The sequence below is a fragment of the Amycolatopsis sp. NPDC114484 genome, from assembly GCF_055633755.1.
This window is the reverse complement of sequence record NZ_JBVKDQ010000029.1, coordinates 13,718-29,029: the sequence shown is the minus strand read 5'-3', so window position 1 is coordinate 29,029 and position 15,312 is coordinate 13,718. Positions and strand designations below refer to the sequence as shown.

The 15,312-nt window shown below is 70.9% G+C and carries 14 protein-coding genes; 12 read left to right on the top strand and 2 right to left on the bottom strand.

The features are described 5' to 3' along the window. Together ACZ7SW_RS40005 and ACZ7SW_RS40000 are read left to right on the top strand one after the other, a co-directional pair. On the top strand, positions 1-219 hold a 219-nt coding region (locus tag ACZ7SW_RS40005; RefSeq protein WP_470235566.1), incomplete at its 5' end, for a hypothetical protein. A 272-nt stretch (positions 220-491) separates the two neighbouring features. Next, positions 492-1,982 (top strand): glycoside hydrolase family protein, encoded by a 1,491-nt coding sequence (locus ACZ7SW_RS40000; RefSeq protein ID WP_470235625.1) that lies wholly within the window; start codon positions 492-494, stop codon positions 1,980-1,982. On the opposite strand, the gene ACZ7SW_RS39995 is transcribed toward ACZ7SW_RS40000, so the two are convergent. Next, positions 1,906-2,511 (bottom strand): B-4DMT family transporter, encoded by a 606-nt coding sequence (locus tag ACZ7SW_RS39995; protein ID WP_470235565.1) that lies wholly within the window; start codon positions 2,509-2,511, stop codon positions 1,906-1,908. The genes ACZ7SW_RS40000 and ACZ7SW_RS39995 overlap by 77 nt on opposite strands. A gap of 94 nt (positions 2,512-2,605) precedes the next feature. Here ACZ7SW_RS39995 and ACZ7SW_RS39990 point away from each other — a divergent pair, with 94 nt between their 5' ends. The 3 genes from ACZ7SW_RS39990 to nusB are packed head-to-tail and all read left to right on the top strand — an operon-like array spanning position 2,606 to position 4,768. After that, the gene (locus ACZ7SW_RS39990) at positions 2,606-3,703 is read left to right on the top strand and encodes a M24 family metallopeptidase (protein WP_470235564.1); all 1,098 of its coding nucleotides are present in this window, start codon (positions 2,606-2,608) and stop codon (positions 3,701-3,703) included. Between the two features lie 43 nt (positions 3,704-3,746). Further along, the gene (efp, locus tag ACZ7SW_RS39985) at positions 3,747-4,310 is read left to right on the top strand and encodes an elongation factor P (protein ID WP_370938777.1); all 564 of its coding nucleotides are present in this window, start codon (positions 3,747-3,749) and stop codon (positions 4,308-4,310) included. Further along, a complete protein-coding gene (gene nusB, locus ACZ7SW_RS39980) occupies positions 4,310-4,768 on the top strand; it encodes a transcription antitermination factor NusB (protein WP_470235563.1) in 459 nt (152 codons plus the stop codon). Before efp ends, nusB begins: the two co-directional genes overlap by 1 nt. 1,108 nt (positions 4,769-5,876) lie before the next feature. Here the strand turns inward: nusB and bldD are convergent. Then, positions 5,877-6,365: a transcriptional regulator BldD gene (bldD, locus tag ACZ7SW_RS39975; RefSeq protein WP_003096372.1), complete on the bottom strand. Its 489-nt coding sequence runs from the start codon at positions 6,363-6,365 to the stop codon at positions 5,877-5,879. A gap of 260 nt (positions 6,366-6,625) precedes the next feature. On the opposite strand from bldD, the gene pyrR reads away from it, so the two are divergent. From pyrR to pyrF, 7 genes are read left to right on the top strand one after another with little or no spacing between them, the layout of a single operon-like run. Continuing rightward, a complete protein-coding gene (pyrR, locus tag ACZ7SW_RS39970) occupies positions 6,626-7,222 on the top strand; it encodes a bifunctional pyr operon transcriptional regulator/uracil phosphoribosyltransferase PyrR (RefSeq protein ID WP_470235562.1) in 597 nt (198 codons plus the stop codon). Beyond that, positions 7,219-8,166 (top strand): aspartate carbamoyltransferase catalytic subunit, encoded by a 948-nt coding sequence (locus ACZ7SW_RS39965; protein ID WP_470235561.1) that lies wholly within the window; start codon positions 7,219-7,221, stop codon positions 8,164-8,166. The genes pyrR and ACZ7SW_RS39965 overlap by 4 nt, the downstream gene beginning before the upstream one ends. Further along, positions 8,163-9,449 (top strand): dihydroorotase, encoded by a 1,287-nt coding sequence (locus ACZ7SW_RS39960; RefSeq protein ID WP_470235560.1) that lies wholly within the window; start codon positions 8,163-8,165, stop codon positions 9,447-9,449. Before ACZ7SW_RS39965 ends, ACZ7SW_RS39960 begins: the two co-directional genes overlap by 4 nt. Beyond that, a complete protein-coding gene (locus ACZ7SW_RS39955) occupies positions 9,449-9,952 on the top strand; it encodes a PH-like domain-containing protein (protein WP_470235559.1) in 504 nt (167 codons plus the stop codon). Before ACZ7SW_RS39960 ends, ACZ7SW_RS39955 begins: the two co-directional genes overlap by 1 nt. Next, the gene (gene carA / locus ACZ7SW_RS39950) at positions 9,904-11,076 is read left to right on the top strand and encodes a glutamine-hydrolyzing carbamoyl-phosphate synthase small subunit (RefSeq protein WP_470235558.1); all 1,173 of its coding nucleotides are present in this window, start codon (positions 9,904-9,906) and stop codon (positions 11,074-11,076) included. The genes ACZ7SW_RS39955 and carA overlap by 49 nt, the downstream gene beginning before the upstream one ends. Continuing rightward, a complete protein-coding gene (gene carB, locus ACZ7SW_RS39945; RefSeq protein WP_470235557.1) occupies positions 11,076-14,393 on the top strand; it encodes a carbamoyl-phosphate synthase large subunit in 3,318 nt (1,105 codons plus the stop codon). Before carA ends, carB begins: the two co-directional genes overlap by 1 nt. Further along, positions 14,390-15,232: an orotidine-5'-phosphate decarboxylase gene (pyrF, locus tag ACZ7SW_RS39940; RefSeq protein WP_470235556.1), complete on the top strand. Its 843-nt coding sequence runs from the start codon at positions 14,390-14,392 to the stop codon at positions 15,230-15,232. The genes carB and pyrF overlap by 4 nt, the downstream gene beginning before the upstream one ends. Positions 15,233-15,312: the final 80 nt, after the last annotated feature.

The following is a 15,312-nucleotide window of genomic DNA, read 5'->3' as shown; positions in this document are numbered from 1 at the left end:
CGAAACTCGCCGCTTGGTCCGGCAACGGCGGGGCGGTTTCGTTGGCACAGCGTGGTTTCCGGCGTCGCGACCGGGGTGCTCGCCAGTCTCGACGCGGACGACTGCGCTGAATCGCCGCGCATTCGTCCTGACCTCGCGGCGAAGAGCAAGACTCGTCGCTTGCCGGGCCGCGTCGGGTCTCGGCAGCACAGCCGTGTTTCGGGCATCGCGACCGGGTGATCGCCAGCCGCCGCGCGCACGGTTGCGCTGGATCGCCGCGCAGCCCACCACGCCGCACATCGGCAAACCCCACACCGCGGCACGCTTCCCAGCATCACCACCGCCCCCATTCCCGGCCTGAGCACCGCCGCGACCAGCGCAAAGCAAGCCCCCGGTAAACCCGCCGCCTGACCGGCCGATGCGCGACGTGGTTCACCCATCCGGTGCCGCTGTCGCTACACTCGGCGATCATGCACCCGTTTCGTCGTGGGGGTCGGCGACCCGTGCGTCAGCTGCTCTCGCTGCTGATCGCCGGTTCCCTCGTTTCCGGGTGCAGCCAGACTTCGGCCCAGCCGCAAGCCGAGGGCACCGGCCACGGCGGCATCGCGGGCGGTGCACCGCAGGCCCCGAAGGAACCGCCTCGGGCGGCGGACGTTGCGCTTACCTCGGGAGCCAGTCGCGCGAGCGGGGGCGTGGTCGCCGCCGGGGCCGTGGACGCGTCCTACAACTACGGCCCCACCGTCATGGTCGAGAACGGCCGCACCCGGATCTGGTGGTGCAGCCAGTACAGCAGCGCCCCGCCGCCTGGCGACGACATTCTCTACGCCGAGGGTCCCTCGGCCGACGGACCGTTCACTGGACCGGGTGGCGGTGCGCCGCCCGCTGTCCTTTCCGGCGCGCCCGGCAACTTCGACGGCATGCACACCTGCGACCCGTCGGTGCTGCGCGTCGGCGGCACGTACTTCCTCTACTACACCGGCGCCGCCGGCGACCACGCGCTCGGCAACGCGATCGGCATGGCCACCAGCCCGGACGGCATCCACTGGACCCGTTCGAACGGCGGCAAACCGATCCTCGGCGCGTCCCACGACGTCCACCGCGCCAACGTCTACGGCGCCGGCCAGCCCTCGGTGGTCTTCCTCGACGGCTGGTACTACCTGATGTTCACCGACACCACCGGCCGCGCGGCGGGCTGGAACGGGGCGGGCCAGTTCGTCATCCGGGCGCACGACCCGGCGTTCCGCGAGGGCGTGGAAGCGTTGGGGGAGAAGGGGTTCGAGCCCACCGCGACGACCGCCGCGCCGCGGACCCGGTCGGTGGTCGACGCGTTCAGCGTGGATCTGGAATGGGTCGGCGCGCTCGACGCCTTCGCCATCGCGCACGAGACCGCCGACGGAACCACGATCACCTTCTGGGACCGCGATTTCACGATGCAGCCCTACAAACCGGTCGTGATCCCGGGCGCGTGGAAGGAAGGCCCCGGTCTCGTCCGCCGTCCCGACGGGCACGCGCCGACGTCGGTCAGCGATCCGTGCGACCTGGTTTCGCTGGACGTCGTCCGCGCGACGGAGATCGGCCCGGCGGGCGCGCCGACCGGGCTGAAGCACTTCGGGCTCGACGTGAAGGGCGCGGGCGGCTGCTCGACGCCGTCGCGCAGCATCGCGACCTTCGACGGCGTCGCGATGCCGTCCCCGGACCGCACGATCGACCTCTACCGCCGCGGCGAGCGCATCCGGATCGACCGTCGTTCAGTCGCCTCGGTACTCGCCGGGGAGCTGGTCGACCGGCCGCTGCCGCAGGTGCCGGAGGTGCCGGTGAAGACCCGCCTGCGCTCCGGCGCGACCGTCGTGCACGCGTACGGCCGCGGCTACGGCATGGTGCTCGACGGGCAGCTTTACGGCTTGCCGGACACGACGATCGTGTCGCTCAACGGTTCCGGGGTGCAGGAGATCGACCCGCGACAGTGGGACGGCGCCGCGCGCGGTTTGCCGCTGGGCGGCTGACCGGAGAGGGCTTCGGAGCGGTTCGCGGGGTCGGGCTCGGCGGCAAATCGAGTTCGCCGGAGCGGCTGCCGGAACCGTCCTCGTCGTCCGGCTCCGAGCCGGAATCAGCGGCCGAATCGTCCTCGTCGGAAGATGCCGGACGCCGGATCCGGCCGCCGACGAACAACCCCAGTCCGGCGGGCACCAGCACGAGCAGCGCGGAGAACGCCGCCCCGCCGGTGAGCGCGGCTCCCAGCTCGGAAACCCCGGTCTGGTCGACGAAGATCGCGCGTCCGATCACGTACAGGATGCCCGAGCCCACGCCCGCGACCAGGGAGGCGATGAACCACGCGCGCCCTCTGTCGGGCAGGCCGCGCCAGCCGTCGATCGCGCTCCACAACGCCGCCAGGCCGACCAGTACGGCGATGGTGAGCGACGTGAACAGCGTCTGGCCGGTCGGGTGGAACACGGACCACTTGGCGAGCAGCGTCATCGCGGCGGCGTGCACGACCGCCATGACCAGCCCGCGCGTCAACCAGGCACCCAGCATGGACGGAGTGTAGGCGCGCCGAAGTTAACCGCCAGTAGGCCGTCCTCCCGCCGCGCCGAAACCGTGACCGGAGGCCGCTGGTTAAGCTGGCCGGGTGCCGGAAATCCACGCTCACCGCCGTGCCGCGCTTGCCACCCTGCTCCACGAGAACGGGGTCGACGCGCTGCTGGTCACCGACCTGCTCAACATCCGCTACCTGACCGGGTTCACCGGGTCGAACGCCGCGCTGCTGGTGCACGCGGGCGGCGACGCGAAGACCCTGTTCTGCACCGACGGGCGCTACACGACCCAGTCGGCGTCCGAGGTGCCCGACCTGGAACGCGTGCTCGACCGCGCCAGCGCCCGCGCGCTCGCGGCGCACGCGGCCGGACGGCTCGCCGACTACGGCCGGACCGGGTTCGAGAGCCAGCACGTGAGCGTCGAGGAGCACGAGAACCTCAAGGTGCCCTTCGACCGGGTCGACCTGGTCCGCACGCCGGGGCTGACCGAGCAGCTGCGGGTGGTCAAGGACGAGGTCGAGATCGCCGCCCTGCGCGCCGCGTGCGCGGCCGCCGACCGCGCGCTGGCCGGGCTGATCGAGGCCGGCGGAGTGCGGCCGGGCCGGACCGAGCTGGAAGTGGCGCGCGACCTGGAGAACCGGATGCTGGAGCAGGGTTCGTCCGGGATCTCGTTCGAATCCATCGTCGCCGCCGGGCCGAACTCGGCGATCCCGCACCACCGGCCGACCGGGGCCGAACTGAGCCGCGGCGACTTCGTGAAGTTCGACTTCGGCGCCACGGTCGACGGCTACCACTCGGACATGACCCGCATGGTCGTCATCGGCGAGCCCGCGGACTGGCAGCGCGAGATCTACGACCTGGTGCACCGCGCGCAGGCGGCGGGCGTCGAAGCGGTCCGGCCCGGCGCTGTGGTGTCCGAAGTGGACGCCGCGGCGCGCTCGGTGATCGCCGACGCCGGGTACGGCGAGCAGTTCGCGCACGGTCTCGGCCACGGCGTCGGGCTGGAAGTGCATGAGGCACCGAGTCTCGCCGCGGCGGGCGTCGGTACACTGTCCGCCGGTATGGCGGTCACCGTCGAGCCCGGCGTGTACCTCGCGGGGCGCGGTGGCGTGCGCATCGAGGACACGCTCGTCGTGCGGGACTCCGGACCCGAACTCCTCACCCTGAGCACCAAGGACCTCGTGGCCGTCTGACGGCCGCGGCCGAAGAGATCGAACACAGGAGACCTGAAGACTCGTGGCCACCACCAACGACCTGAAGAACGGACTCGTCCTCAACCTGGACGGCCAGCTGTGGAGCGTCACCGCGTTCCAGCATGTCAAGCCGGGCAAGGGCGGCGCGTTCGTGCGCACCACCCTCAAGCACGTGCTGACCGGCAAGGTCGTCGACAAGACCTTCAACGCGGGCACGAAGGTCGAGACGGCCACGGTGGACCGCCGGAACATGACGTACCTGTACAAGGACGGCGCGGACTTCGTCTTCATGGACGGCGACACCTACGACCAGATCACCGTGCCCGCCGAGACCGTCGGCGACAACGCGAACTACATGCTCGAGAACACCGAGGTCCAGGTCGCGGTGCACGAGAACGAGCCGCTGTACGTCGAGCTGCCGACCTCGGTCGAGATCGTCATCCAGCACACCGACCCGGGCCTGCAGGGCGACCGTTCCACCGGCGGCACCAAGCCGGCGACGCTCGAGACCGGCGCGGAGATCCAGGTCCCGCTGTTCCTCTCGACCGGCGAGAAGATCAAGGTCGACACCCGCGACGGCCGTTACCTCGGCCGCGTCTCCAGCTGATGGCGGACAAGCTTCCCCCGCACCCGAACCGCGGCGGCGCGATCAGCAGGCGGCAGGCCCGCAGGCGCGCGGTCGAGATGATGTACGAGGCCGCCCAGCGGTCCGCCGACCCGGTCACGCTGCTGGCCGACCGGGTCGGCGCGGTCGAGGTCGACCCGGTCGCGGACTACACGATCACCGTCGTGGAGGGCGTCACGGCCCACCGCGAGCGGATCGACGAACTGCTGGCGGAACACTCGCAGGGCTGGACCCTGGAGCGGATGCCGCCGGTCGATTTGGCTGTCCTGCGCGTCGGCGTGTACGAGATGCTGTGGTCGGCCGACGTCCCCGACGCGGTCGCGATCGACGAAGCGGTCGGTCTCGCGAAGGAACTCTCGACGGACGATTCGCCGCGGTTCATCAACGGCGTGCTCGGCCGCATCGGCACGATCGCCGACCGCCTGCGCGCGATTCTGTAGCCCGGCGGTTCGGTAGTCAGAGGTCACCCGGCTGGGGGAAAGCGGCCACCTGAATGGCCGCTGCCTGATCGGGTCACCGCCGGGCCCTCGGCGGCCGGTGCGAGGGGCGCTCGGGAGAAAATTGATCACCGAGCGAAATCAGAACCGGTCGGCGGGCGCCATTCGCGGCGGCCCGGCCCGGCCGGTTTCGCGGCGATCCGGGGAATTCCGGGCGGGGGTTTTCCGGAGTCGCTGCGGTGAGTGAGCGGTCGCCCGGGTTGGGCGGGGGGAACCCGCGATCGGTGGGGAAATCCGGTGCCGTGCGAGGGGATCGCGGCGTTTAGTTGCGGAAATCGCGGTGTGGCAACACTTTTCCGCTGCGCGTGAGGGAAATGGTCGCTGGGGAGGGTCGGCGTTCGGAGCCGGACTGCGAGCCAGGCCAGGGGATCCGCCCGGAACCAGAAGTCCGGAGCAGGGGGCGGCCGGAGTGAAGAAATGGTGTGGCCTGGAGCGGGGAAGTGGCCGGGGTGCCAAAGCAGTCCCCGGCGGCGCGGCCACGAGCGGGTGAGCGGCCGGGCGAGGAAGCAGCCTGGGGCAGCGCGGCCCTGAGCAGGTAAGCGGCCTGGGCGAGGAAGCAGTTTCCTGCGGTGCGGCCCGAAACGGGGAAATTGCCGGAAGAAGTTTCCGGCGTCACGGCCCTGAGCAGGGGAGTGGCCTGGATGAGGAAACAATCCCCGACGGTGCGGCCGGAGCAGCGAAGCGGCCGGGGCGAGGAAACAGTTTCCCGGCGGTGCGACCTTGAGCGGGAGATGAGGAAACATCCCCAACGGCGCGGCCCGCAGCGGGTAAGCAGCCGACGTGAGGAAACAGTCCCCGGCGGCCCGTCCCGGAGCGGGAAACGCGCCGGAACCCGGACAGTTCCGATTCCCCGGCGCGGTGAAGACAAGAAAATCCAGCCGGTTCGCCGCACGGCAAACCGGGCACGTCAGCGCGACGGTGGGCGAGATCGGCCCGGCGGCGCTGGTGCCAGGACGTCGGCCCGGCCTCACCCGAAGCGCGGCGGGCGTTCCCGGTTCCCCGGGTGCGGGAAGCCCGCCGCGTCGTGCACGGCCGCTGCCGCCATCAGTCCTCAGTCCTCTTTGGACGGCCGGGCTTCCGGCGGGAGGACGCCCCAGTCGATGAGCTGCTCGGTGAGCTCTCCGGGGGTCATGTCGTAGATGATGGCCAGCGAGCGCAGGTCCTCGGTGCGGATGGAGAGCACCTTGCCGTTGTAGTCGCCGCGCTGGCTCTGGATGGTGGCCGCGTACCGGGCGAGCGGGCCGACCTTCTCCGCGGGCAGCTGCTGGAGCCGCTCCAGGTTGATCACGATCTTCGTGGCTGGCTCGGCCCCGGACGGGACGCGGCCCTCCGGCAGCAGTTCGACCACCGGCACGCCGTAGAAGTCCGCCAGCTCGGCCAGCTTCTGGACGGTCACCGCCCGGTCGCCGCGCTCGTACGAGCCGACCACGACGGCCTTCCAGCGGCCGCCGGACTTCTGCTCGACCCCGTGCAGGGACAGGCCTTGCTGCTGGCGGATCCCGCGGAGCTTGGCCCCGAGCGCCTTGGCGTAATCGCCCATCTGGTGGTTCTCCGTTTCCTCACCCCGCGCCGGCCGGGAGGACCGGGCCGGGGACTCCTCGAGTCGAATACTCAGAGTAATGGTTACGCATAGTTGTCACCAGGTCAAGCAGTAGGTCGGTCCGCGCAGGTGGCGGGCGTGCGCGTACCACCCGGAAGACTGATTGACCCGCCCTGCTACTGTCGGTGCGGTTTCCGGCAGCAGCCGGTTGCCGACGTCCTTTAAGGACCCGTCCAGAGAGGCGGGGAAGGAGGTCCGCCTTGTCGTCACGTCCGCGTGGCGCGGCGGAGCCGGCGGGAGAGCGCGAGCTGCTGTCCGCCGGTGATGTCGCGCGCACGATCGCGAGGATGGCCCACCAGGTCATCGAGAAGACCGCTCTCGGAGCCGGTCCGCCGGAGCAGTACCCGGTGCTGCTCGGCATCCCCACGCGCGGCACGCCGCTGGCCGCGCGCCTCGCCGAGAAGATCGGCGAGTTCGCCGGGGCCGCGCCGCCGCACGGCGCCCTCGACGTCACCCTCTACCGCGACGATCTCCGCCGCCGTCCGCCGCGTGCTCTCGAGCAGACGCAGCTGCCGCCGGGCGGGATCGACAACCGGGTCGTCATCCTCGTCGACGACGTCCTGTTCTCCGGCCGCACCATCCGCGCCGCCCTCGACGCCTTGCGCGACCACGGCCGCCCGCGTGCCGTCCAGCTCGCCGTGCTCGTCGACCGCGGCCACCGCGAGCTGCCGATCCGCGCCGACTACGTCGGCAAGAACGTGCCCACCGCGCGCGCCGAAGGCGTCTCCGTACTGCTGTCCGAAACCGACGGCCGGGACGCGGTGCTGCTGCGCGCGCCGGAAGGAGAAACCCGGTGAAGCACCTGCTCGCCACCGACGGGCTCGACGCGGACACCGCGACCGCCGTGCTCGACACCGCCGACGAGCTGAAGCACACGCTGCTCGGCCGCGAGGTCAAGAAGCTGCCGACGCTGCGCGGCCGCACCGTGATCACGCTGTTCTACGAAAACTCCACGCGCACCCGGGTGTCGTTCGAGATCGCCGGGAAGTGGATGAGCGCGGACGTGATCAACGTCTCGGCGTCCAGCTCCTCGGTGAACAAGGGCGAATCGCTGCGGGACACCGCGCTCACGCTGGCCGCCGCGGGCGCCGACTGCGTGATCATCCGGCACCCCGCCTCGGGAGCCGCGCACCGGCTGTCGGGCTGGCTTGCCGGGCCGGGCACCGCCGTGGTCAACGCGGGCGACGGCACGCACGAGCACCCGACCCAGGCGCTGCTCGACGCGGCGACCTTGCGCGAACGCCTCGGTTCGTTGAAGGACCGGCGGATCGCGATCGTCGGCGACGTCCTGCACAGCCGGGTCGCGCGGTCGAACATCCACCTGCTGAGCACTCTCGGCGCGGAGGTGGTGCTCGTCGCGCCGCCGACGCTGCTGCCGGTCGGCGTGGAGAAGCTGCCGGTCACGGTCTCGCACGATCTTGACGCCGAGCTGCCCGCGGTCGACGCGGTGATGATGCTGCGCGTCCAAGCCGAGCGGATGACGGGCGGGGGCCCTGGGCAGAGCTTCTTCCCGTCTGCGCGCGAATATTCGATCTCCTACGGGCTTTCGGAGCGTCGCCAGGCGCTGCTGCCCGACCACGCCGTCGTGCTGCACCCCGGCCCGATGCTGCGCGGCATGGAGATCTCCTCCGCAGTCGCGGATTCCCCCTCCTCCGCCATTACCGAACAGGTCCGCAACGGCGTCCACGTGCGCATGGCGGTCCTCTACCACCTCCTGGCCAGTGAAGGAGCTGCTGCGTGAGCATCGTGATCAAGGGTGCCCGCCCGTACGGCGAGGGCGAGCCGGTGGACGTCCTGATCGAGGACGGCGTGATCGCCGCAATCGGCGAGGTGGACGTTCCCGAGGGCGCCGAGGTGCTCGACGCCAAGGGCCAGATCCTGCTGCCCGGGTTCGTCGATCTGCACACCCACCTGCGTGAGCCGGGCCGCGAAGACACCGAGACCGTCGAGACCGGTTCCGCCGCGGCCGCGCTGGGCGGCTACACCGCCGTGTTCGCCATGGCCAACACCGATCCGGTCGCCGACAACTCGCTCGTCACCGACCACGTGTGGCGGCGCGGGCAGGAGGTCGGCCTGGTCGACGTCCACCCGGTCGGCGCGGTCACCGTCGGGCTCAAGGGCGAGAAGCTCGCCGAACTGGGCACGATGGCCAAGGGAACCGCGGCGGTGCGCGTCTTCTCCGACGACGGCGTGTGCGTCGCGGACCCGCTGCTGATGCGCCGCGCGCTGGAGTACTCGACCGCGCTCGACGCGGTGATCGCCCAGCACGCCGAGGAACCGCGGCTCACCGTCGGCGCGCAGGCGCACGAGGGCGAGCAGGCGTCGCGGCTGGGCTACCCGGGCTGGCCGGCGTCGGCGGAGGAGTCGATCGTCGCGCGCGACTGCCTGCTGGCGCTGCACGCGAACGCGCGGCTGCACGTCTGCCACGTCTCCACCGCGGGCACGGTCGACGTCCTGCGCTGGGCGAAGGAGCGCGGCACGAAGGTCTCGGCCGAGGTCACGCCGCACCACCTGCTGCTCACCGACGACCGGCTCGAGACCTACGACCCGGTCAACAAGGTGAACCCGCCGCTGCGCACCGGCGGCGACGCGGAGAAGCTGCGCGCCGCGCTGGCCGAGGGCGTCGTGGACTGCGTCGCGACCGACCACGCGCCGCACGCCCCGCAGGACAAGGACACCGAATGGGCCGCGGCCCGGCCCGGCATGCTCGGCCTGCAGACCGCGCTGTCGGTGGTCGTGGAGACGATGGTCAAGACCGGTCTGCTCGACTGGCGCGGCGTCGCCCGGGTCATGAGCGAGCGGCCCGCGGAGGTCGGGAACCTGGCCGGGCACGGCCGTCCGATCGAAGCGGGCGAACCGGCGAACCTGACGCTGGTCGACCCGGATGCCGAATGGACCGTGCGCGGGGCCGAACTGGCCAGCATCGCCGCCAACACCCCGTACGAGGGAATGCGGTTGCCCGGCGTGGTGACGGCGACCCTGCTGCGCGGGCGGATCACCGCGCGCGAGGGGAAGATCTGCTGATGGAGCGGTTGCTGCTGACGCTGGGGATCGTCGCCTTCTTCCTGCTGTGCCTGTGGGGCATGTGGATGGGCTGGCGGCGCAAGGCGCGTTCGCAAAGCGCGCGGATCGCGCCGTTCCCGGAGATCCCGGCCGACCCCGGCGAGTTCCAGCTGGAATCGACCGGCGTGTGCGTGGGCACCACGACCGCGGGCAACTGGCAGGACCGCGTCGTGACGCGAGGCGCGGGCCCGAGGTCCGGGGCGGTCTGGCGGCTGCACCCGGACGGCGTGGCCGTGGAACGCGGCGGGCTGCCGGACTTCTGGATCCCGCGCGCCTCGATCACCGGGATCCGCCGCGATTCCCGGCTCGCCGGGAAGGTCACCGGCACCGACGTGCTGCTGGTGATCGCCTGGCGGCTCGGCGACGTCGAGCTGGACACCGGGTTCCGCGGCGACGACCTGGACGACTATCCACAATGGATCAACGAACTTTCCGATCACGACATCAAGGGAGGTGCCCAGTGAGCACCGGCACTCGCGGCCCCGCCGCCCTGGTTCTCGAAGACGGCCGGGTGTTCCGCGGCGCGGCCTACGGCGCGCGCGGGCGAACGCTCGGCGAGGCGGTGTTCTGCACCGGCATGACGGGGTACCAGGAAACGCTGACGGATCCGTCGTACCACCGGCAGATCGTGGTGCAGACCGCGCCGCAGATCGGCAACACCGGCTGGAACGACGAGGACGACGAATCGGCCCGGATCTGGGTTTCCGGTTACGTGGTGCGGGATCCGGCGCGCACGCCGTCGAGCTGGCGGGCGAAGCGCACGCTGGACGACGAACTGGTGCGCCAGGGTGTGGTCGGGATTTCCGAAGTGGACACCCGGACGCTGACGCGGCATCTGCGGGAGCAGGGCGCGATGCGCGCCGGGGTGTTCTCCGGCGACGCGCTGGGCAGCGACGAGCAGATGGTCGCGGAGGTGCTGGCGAGCCCGCCGATGAAGGGCGCGGACCTCGCGGGCGAGGTCTCCACTGAAAAGCCGTATGTCGTTGCGGCGCAAGGAGAACGGCGGTTCCGGGTCGCGGCGCTGGACTTGGGGATCAAGTCGAACACGCCGCGGCTGATGACGCAGCGGGGCATCGAGGTGCACGTGCTGCCGTCCAGCACCACCGCGGAGGAGCTGCTGGGGCTGGAGCCGGACGGGGTGTTCCTGTCCAACGGCCCCGGCGACCCGGCGACGACCGCGCACGCGACGGCGTTGACGAAAACGGTTCTGGAGCAGCGGATTCCGCTGTTCGGGATTTGTTTCGGCAACCAGATCCTGGGCCGGGCCCTGGGATTGGGCACGTACAAGATGCGCTACGGGCACCGGGGGATCAACATCCCGGTGATCGACGTGGCGACCGGACGGGTCGCGATCACCGCGCAGAACCACGGTTTCGCTCTCGAAGGCGAGCCGGGCCAGCGGTTCGATTCCCCTTACGGCGCCGCGCAGATCAGCCACTACTGCCCGAACGACGACACGGTCGAGGGCGTGCGCGCTTTCGACGTGCCCGCGTTTTCCGTGCAGTACCACCCCGAAGCGGCCGCGGGTCCGCACGACGCCGCGCCGCTGTTCGACGAATTCGTTGACTTGATGGAGAAGAAGGCCTGATGCCGAAGAGGACGGACATCCAGCACGTGCTGGTGATCGGCTCCGGGCCGATCGTGATCGGGCAGGCGGCCGAGTTCGACTACTCGGGCACGCAGGCCTGCCGGGTGCTGCGCAGCGAGGGTCTGCGCGTGAGCCTGGTGAACTCGAACCCGGCGACGATCATGACGGATCCGGAGTTCGCGGACGCGACCTACATCGAGCCGGTGACGCCGGACTTCGTGGAGAAGGTCATCGCCGCCGAGCGCCCGGACGCGATCCTGGCGACGCTGGGCGGGCAGACCGCGCTGAACTGCGCGGTGGCGCTGCACGAGCGCGGCGTGCTGGAGAAGTACGGCGTGGAGCTGATCGGCGCGGACATTGACGCGATCCAGCGCGGCGAGGACCGGCAGAAGTTCAAGGACATCGTGCGCACGGTCGGCGCCGACGTGCCGCGCTCGCGGGTGTGCCACGACATGGACGAGGTCCGTGCCACGGTCGGGGAACTGGGCCTGCCGGTGGTCATCCGGCCGTCGTTCACCATGGGCGGCTTGGGTTCCGGCATGGCGCACACGCCCGAGGACCTGGAGCGGCTGGCCTCGACCGGGCTCGCCGAGTCCCCGGTGACCGAGGTGCTGATCGAGGAGAGCGTGCTCGGCTGGAAGGAGTACGAGCTCGAGCTGATGCGCGACAAGCACGACAACGTCGTGGTCGTGTGCTCGATCGAGAACGTGGACGCGATGGGCGTGCACACCGGCGACTCGGTCACCGTCGCGCCGACGATGACGCTGACCGACCGCGAGTTCCAGGTGATGCGCGACGTCGGCATCGCGGTGCTGCGCGAGGTCGGCGTGGACACCGGCGGCTGCAACATCCAGTTCGCGTTCAACCCCGAGGACGGCCGGATGGTCGTGATCGAGATGAACCCGCGCGTGTCCCGCTCGTCCGCGCTGGCGTCGAAGGCGACCGGTTTCCCGATCGCGAAGATCGCGGCGAAGCTGGCGATCGGCTACACCCTCGACGAGATCCGCAACGACATCACCGGCGAGACCCCGGCGGCGTTCGAGCCGACGCTGGACTACGTGGTGGTGAAGGTGCCGCGGTTCGCGTTCGAGAAGTTCCCCGGCGCGGACCCGACGCTGACCACGACGATGAAGTCCGTCGGCGAGGCGATGTCGTTCGGCCGCAGTTTCCCCGAAGCCCTCGGGAAGGCGATGCGGTCGATCGAAACGAAGGCGACCGGGTTCTGGACGCTGCCCGACCCCGAGGGCGCGACTGTCAAGTCCACTTTGGACTCGCTGCGCACGCCGCACGAAGGCCGCCTCTACGAGGTGGAACTGGCGCTGCGGCTCGGCGCGACCGTCGAGCAGGTGCACGAGGCGTCCGGGATCGACCCGTGGTTCATCGACCAGATCGCGCTGATCGGCGAGGTCGGCGCCGAGGTCCGCGACGCCCCGGTGCTCGACGGAGACCTGCTGCGCCGGGCGAAGCGCACCGGCCTGTCGGACCGGCAGATCGCCGCGCTGCGCCCGGAACTGGCGGGCGAGGACGGCGTGCGGGCGCTGCGGCACCGGCTGGGGGTGCGGCCGGTGTTCAAGACGGTCGACACCTGCGCGGCGGAGTTCGCGGCGAAGACCCCGTACCACTACTCGGCCTACGAGACCGACCCCGCGGCCGTCTCCGAGGTCGCGGCGCAGGGCGACAAGCCGAAGGTGCTGATCCTGGGCTCCGGCCCGAACCGGATCGGGCAGGGCATCGAGTTCGACTACTCCTGCGTGCACGCGGCGATCGCGTTGCGCGAGGCCGGGTTCGAGGCCGTGATGGTCAACTGCAACCCGGAAACCGTGTCCACCGACTACGACACGAGCGACCGGCTGTACTTCGAGCCGCTGTCGTTCGAGGACGTGCTGGAGGTCGTGCACGCCGAGCAGCAGTCCGGCACGGTCGCCGGGGTGATCGTGCAGCTGGGCGGGCAGACCCCGCTCGGGCTCGCGCAGCGGCTGGCCGACGCCGGGGTGCCGGTCGTCGGGACGCCGCCGGAGGCGATCGACCTGGCCGAGGACCGCGGCGCGTTCGGCGAGGTGCTGACCGAGGCCGGGCTGCCCGCGCCGAAGTACGGCACGGCGACCTCGTTCGAGGGCGCGAAGCGGATCGCCGACGAGATCGGCTACCCGGTGCTGGTCCGCCCGTCCTACGTGCTGGGCGGGCGCGGCATGGAGATCGTCTACGACGAGGAATCCCTCGCCGGCTACATCCGCCGCGCCACCGAGGTCACCCCCGAGCACCCGGTGCTGGTGGACCGGTTCCTGGACGACGCCATCGAGATCGACGTCGACGCGCTGTTCGACGGCGAGGACCTCTACCTCGGCGGCGTCATGGAGCACATCGAGGAAGCCGGCATCCACTCCGGCGACTCCTCCTGCGCCCTGCCGCCGATCACGCTCGGCGCGCAGGACCTCGAGGCGGTCCGCCGCTCCACCGAGGCCATCGCCCGCGGCGTCGGCGTCCGCGGCCTGCTCAACGTGCAGTACGCGCTCAAGGACGACGTGCTCTACGTCCTGGAAGCCAACCCGCGCGCCTCGCGCACCGTCCCGTTCGTCTCCAAGGCCACCGCTGTCCCGCTGGCGAAGGCCGCGGCGCTGGTGATGACCGGCTCGACGATCAAGGACCTGCGCGCCAGCGGAGTCCTGCCCGCCGAGGGCGACGGCGGTCGCATGCCCGCCGATTCCCCGGTCGCGGTCAAGGAAGCCGTGCTGCCGTTCCACCGGTTCCGCACCCCGGAAGGACACGGCGTCGACTCCTTGCTCGGCCCGGAAATGAAATCCACCGGCGAGGTCATGGGCGTCGACACGTCCTTCGGGAAAGCATTCGCGAAATCGCAGAGCGCCGCCTACGGATCCCTTCCCACCTCGGGCCGGGTTTTCGTCTCCGTCGCCAACCGCGACAAGCGTTCGCTCGTCTTCCCGGTGAAGCGGCTGGCTGACCTCGGCTTCGAGATCCTCGCCACCTCCGGGACCGCGGAAGTGTTGCGGCGCAACGGGGTTGCCTGTTCCGTGGTGCGCAAGCACTCGGAGGCGGACCCGGGCGCCGGCGAGCCGAACATCGTCGACGTGATCCTCGCCGGCGAGGTCAACATGGTGATCAACACGCCGTACGGAAACAGCGGGCCGCGCGTGGACGGTTACGAAATCCGCACTGCCGCGGTGTCGCGCGACATTCCGTGCATCACCACGGTGCAGGGCGCCGCGGCGGCCGTGCACGGCATCGAAGCGCTTATCCGCGGCGACATCGGCGTGCGCAGCCTGCAGGACCTTCAGGCGGCTCTGAAGGCGAAGTCGTGACCGCGCGGTTCGGGGCCCGGCTGGCCGAAGCGGTGGCCGCGCGCGGGCCGCTGTGCGCCGGGATCGACCCGCATCCGGGCCTGATCGAGGCGTGGGACCTCCCGCTCGACGTGAGCGGGCTCGAACGCTTCGCGCTCAGCGCCGCGGAGGCGCTGGGCGAGGTGGCGGCGATCGTGAAGCCGCAATCGGCGTTCTTCGAGGCGTTCGGGTCCGCCGGAGTGGCGGTGCTCGAACGCGTCGTAGACGTCGCTCACGACGCCGGAGCGCTTGTCCTGCTGGACGTGAAGCGTGGCGACATCGGTTCCACCATGGCGGCCTATACGGCGGCGTACGTGGCCGATAAGGCGGCTTTCACCGCCGACGCGGCAACGGTGTCGCCGTACCTCGGCTTCGGCGCGCTCGACGCGGCCGTGGCGGCTGCGCGCGAAGCTGGCAACGGGCTCTTCGTGCTTGCGCGCACGTCGAACCCGGAAGCGAACGCGTTGCAGCGCGCGCGGCTCGAAGACGGCCGTACGGTCGCTCAGAGCGTCGTAGACGCTGCTGCGGACCACAACGCGGGTGCTGAGCCGTACGGCGACGTCGGCGTGGTCGTAGGGGCCACTGTGGCTCCTGGGGAAGTCGACCTGAGCCGGCTCAACGGACCGGTGCTCGCGCCCGGTTTCGGGGCGCAGGGGGCAACTGAGGCGGATTTGCGGGCAGTCTTCGGCGAGGGTCTGCCGGGCCTTCTCCCGGCGTCCTCGCGAGACCTGCTGCGCCACGGCCCGGACACGGACGCGTTACGCCGTGCGGCCCAAGAGGTGAACGGCCGGTTGGCGGGACTGCGCGGAAAAGGCCAATAGCAGGCCCCGGAATCGCGCTCCACCAGCCACCCCCGCATTGTGGCCCCTGCTCAGGGGTGGGTACCGTCGCGTCACCCACC

Coding starts and splice junctions, on each gene's coding strand:
- ACZ7SW_RS39995 (WP_470235565.1), bottom strand. CDS start 2,511: ATGCTGGGTGCCTGGTTGACGCGCGGGCTGGTCATGGCGGTCGTGCAC.
- nusB (WP_470235563.1), top strand. CDS start 4,310: ATGGCGGACAAGCTTCCCCCGCACCCGAACCGCGGCGGCGCGATCAGC.
- bldD (WP_003096372.1), bottom strand. CDS start 6,365: ATGGGCGATTACGCCAAGGCGCTCGGGGCCAAGCTCCGCGGGATCCGC.
- ACZ7SW_RS39955 (WP_470235559.1), top strand. CDS start 9,449: ATGGAGCGGTTGCTGCTGACGCTGGGGATCGTCGCCTTCTTCCTGCTG.
- carA (WP_470235558.1), top strand. CDS start 9,904: ATGGATCAACGAACTTTCCGATCACGACATCAAGGGAGGTGCCCAGTG.
- carB (WP_470235557.1), top strand. CDS start 11,076: ATGCCGAAGAGGACGGACATCCAGCACGTGCTGGTGATCGGCTCCGGG.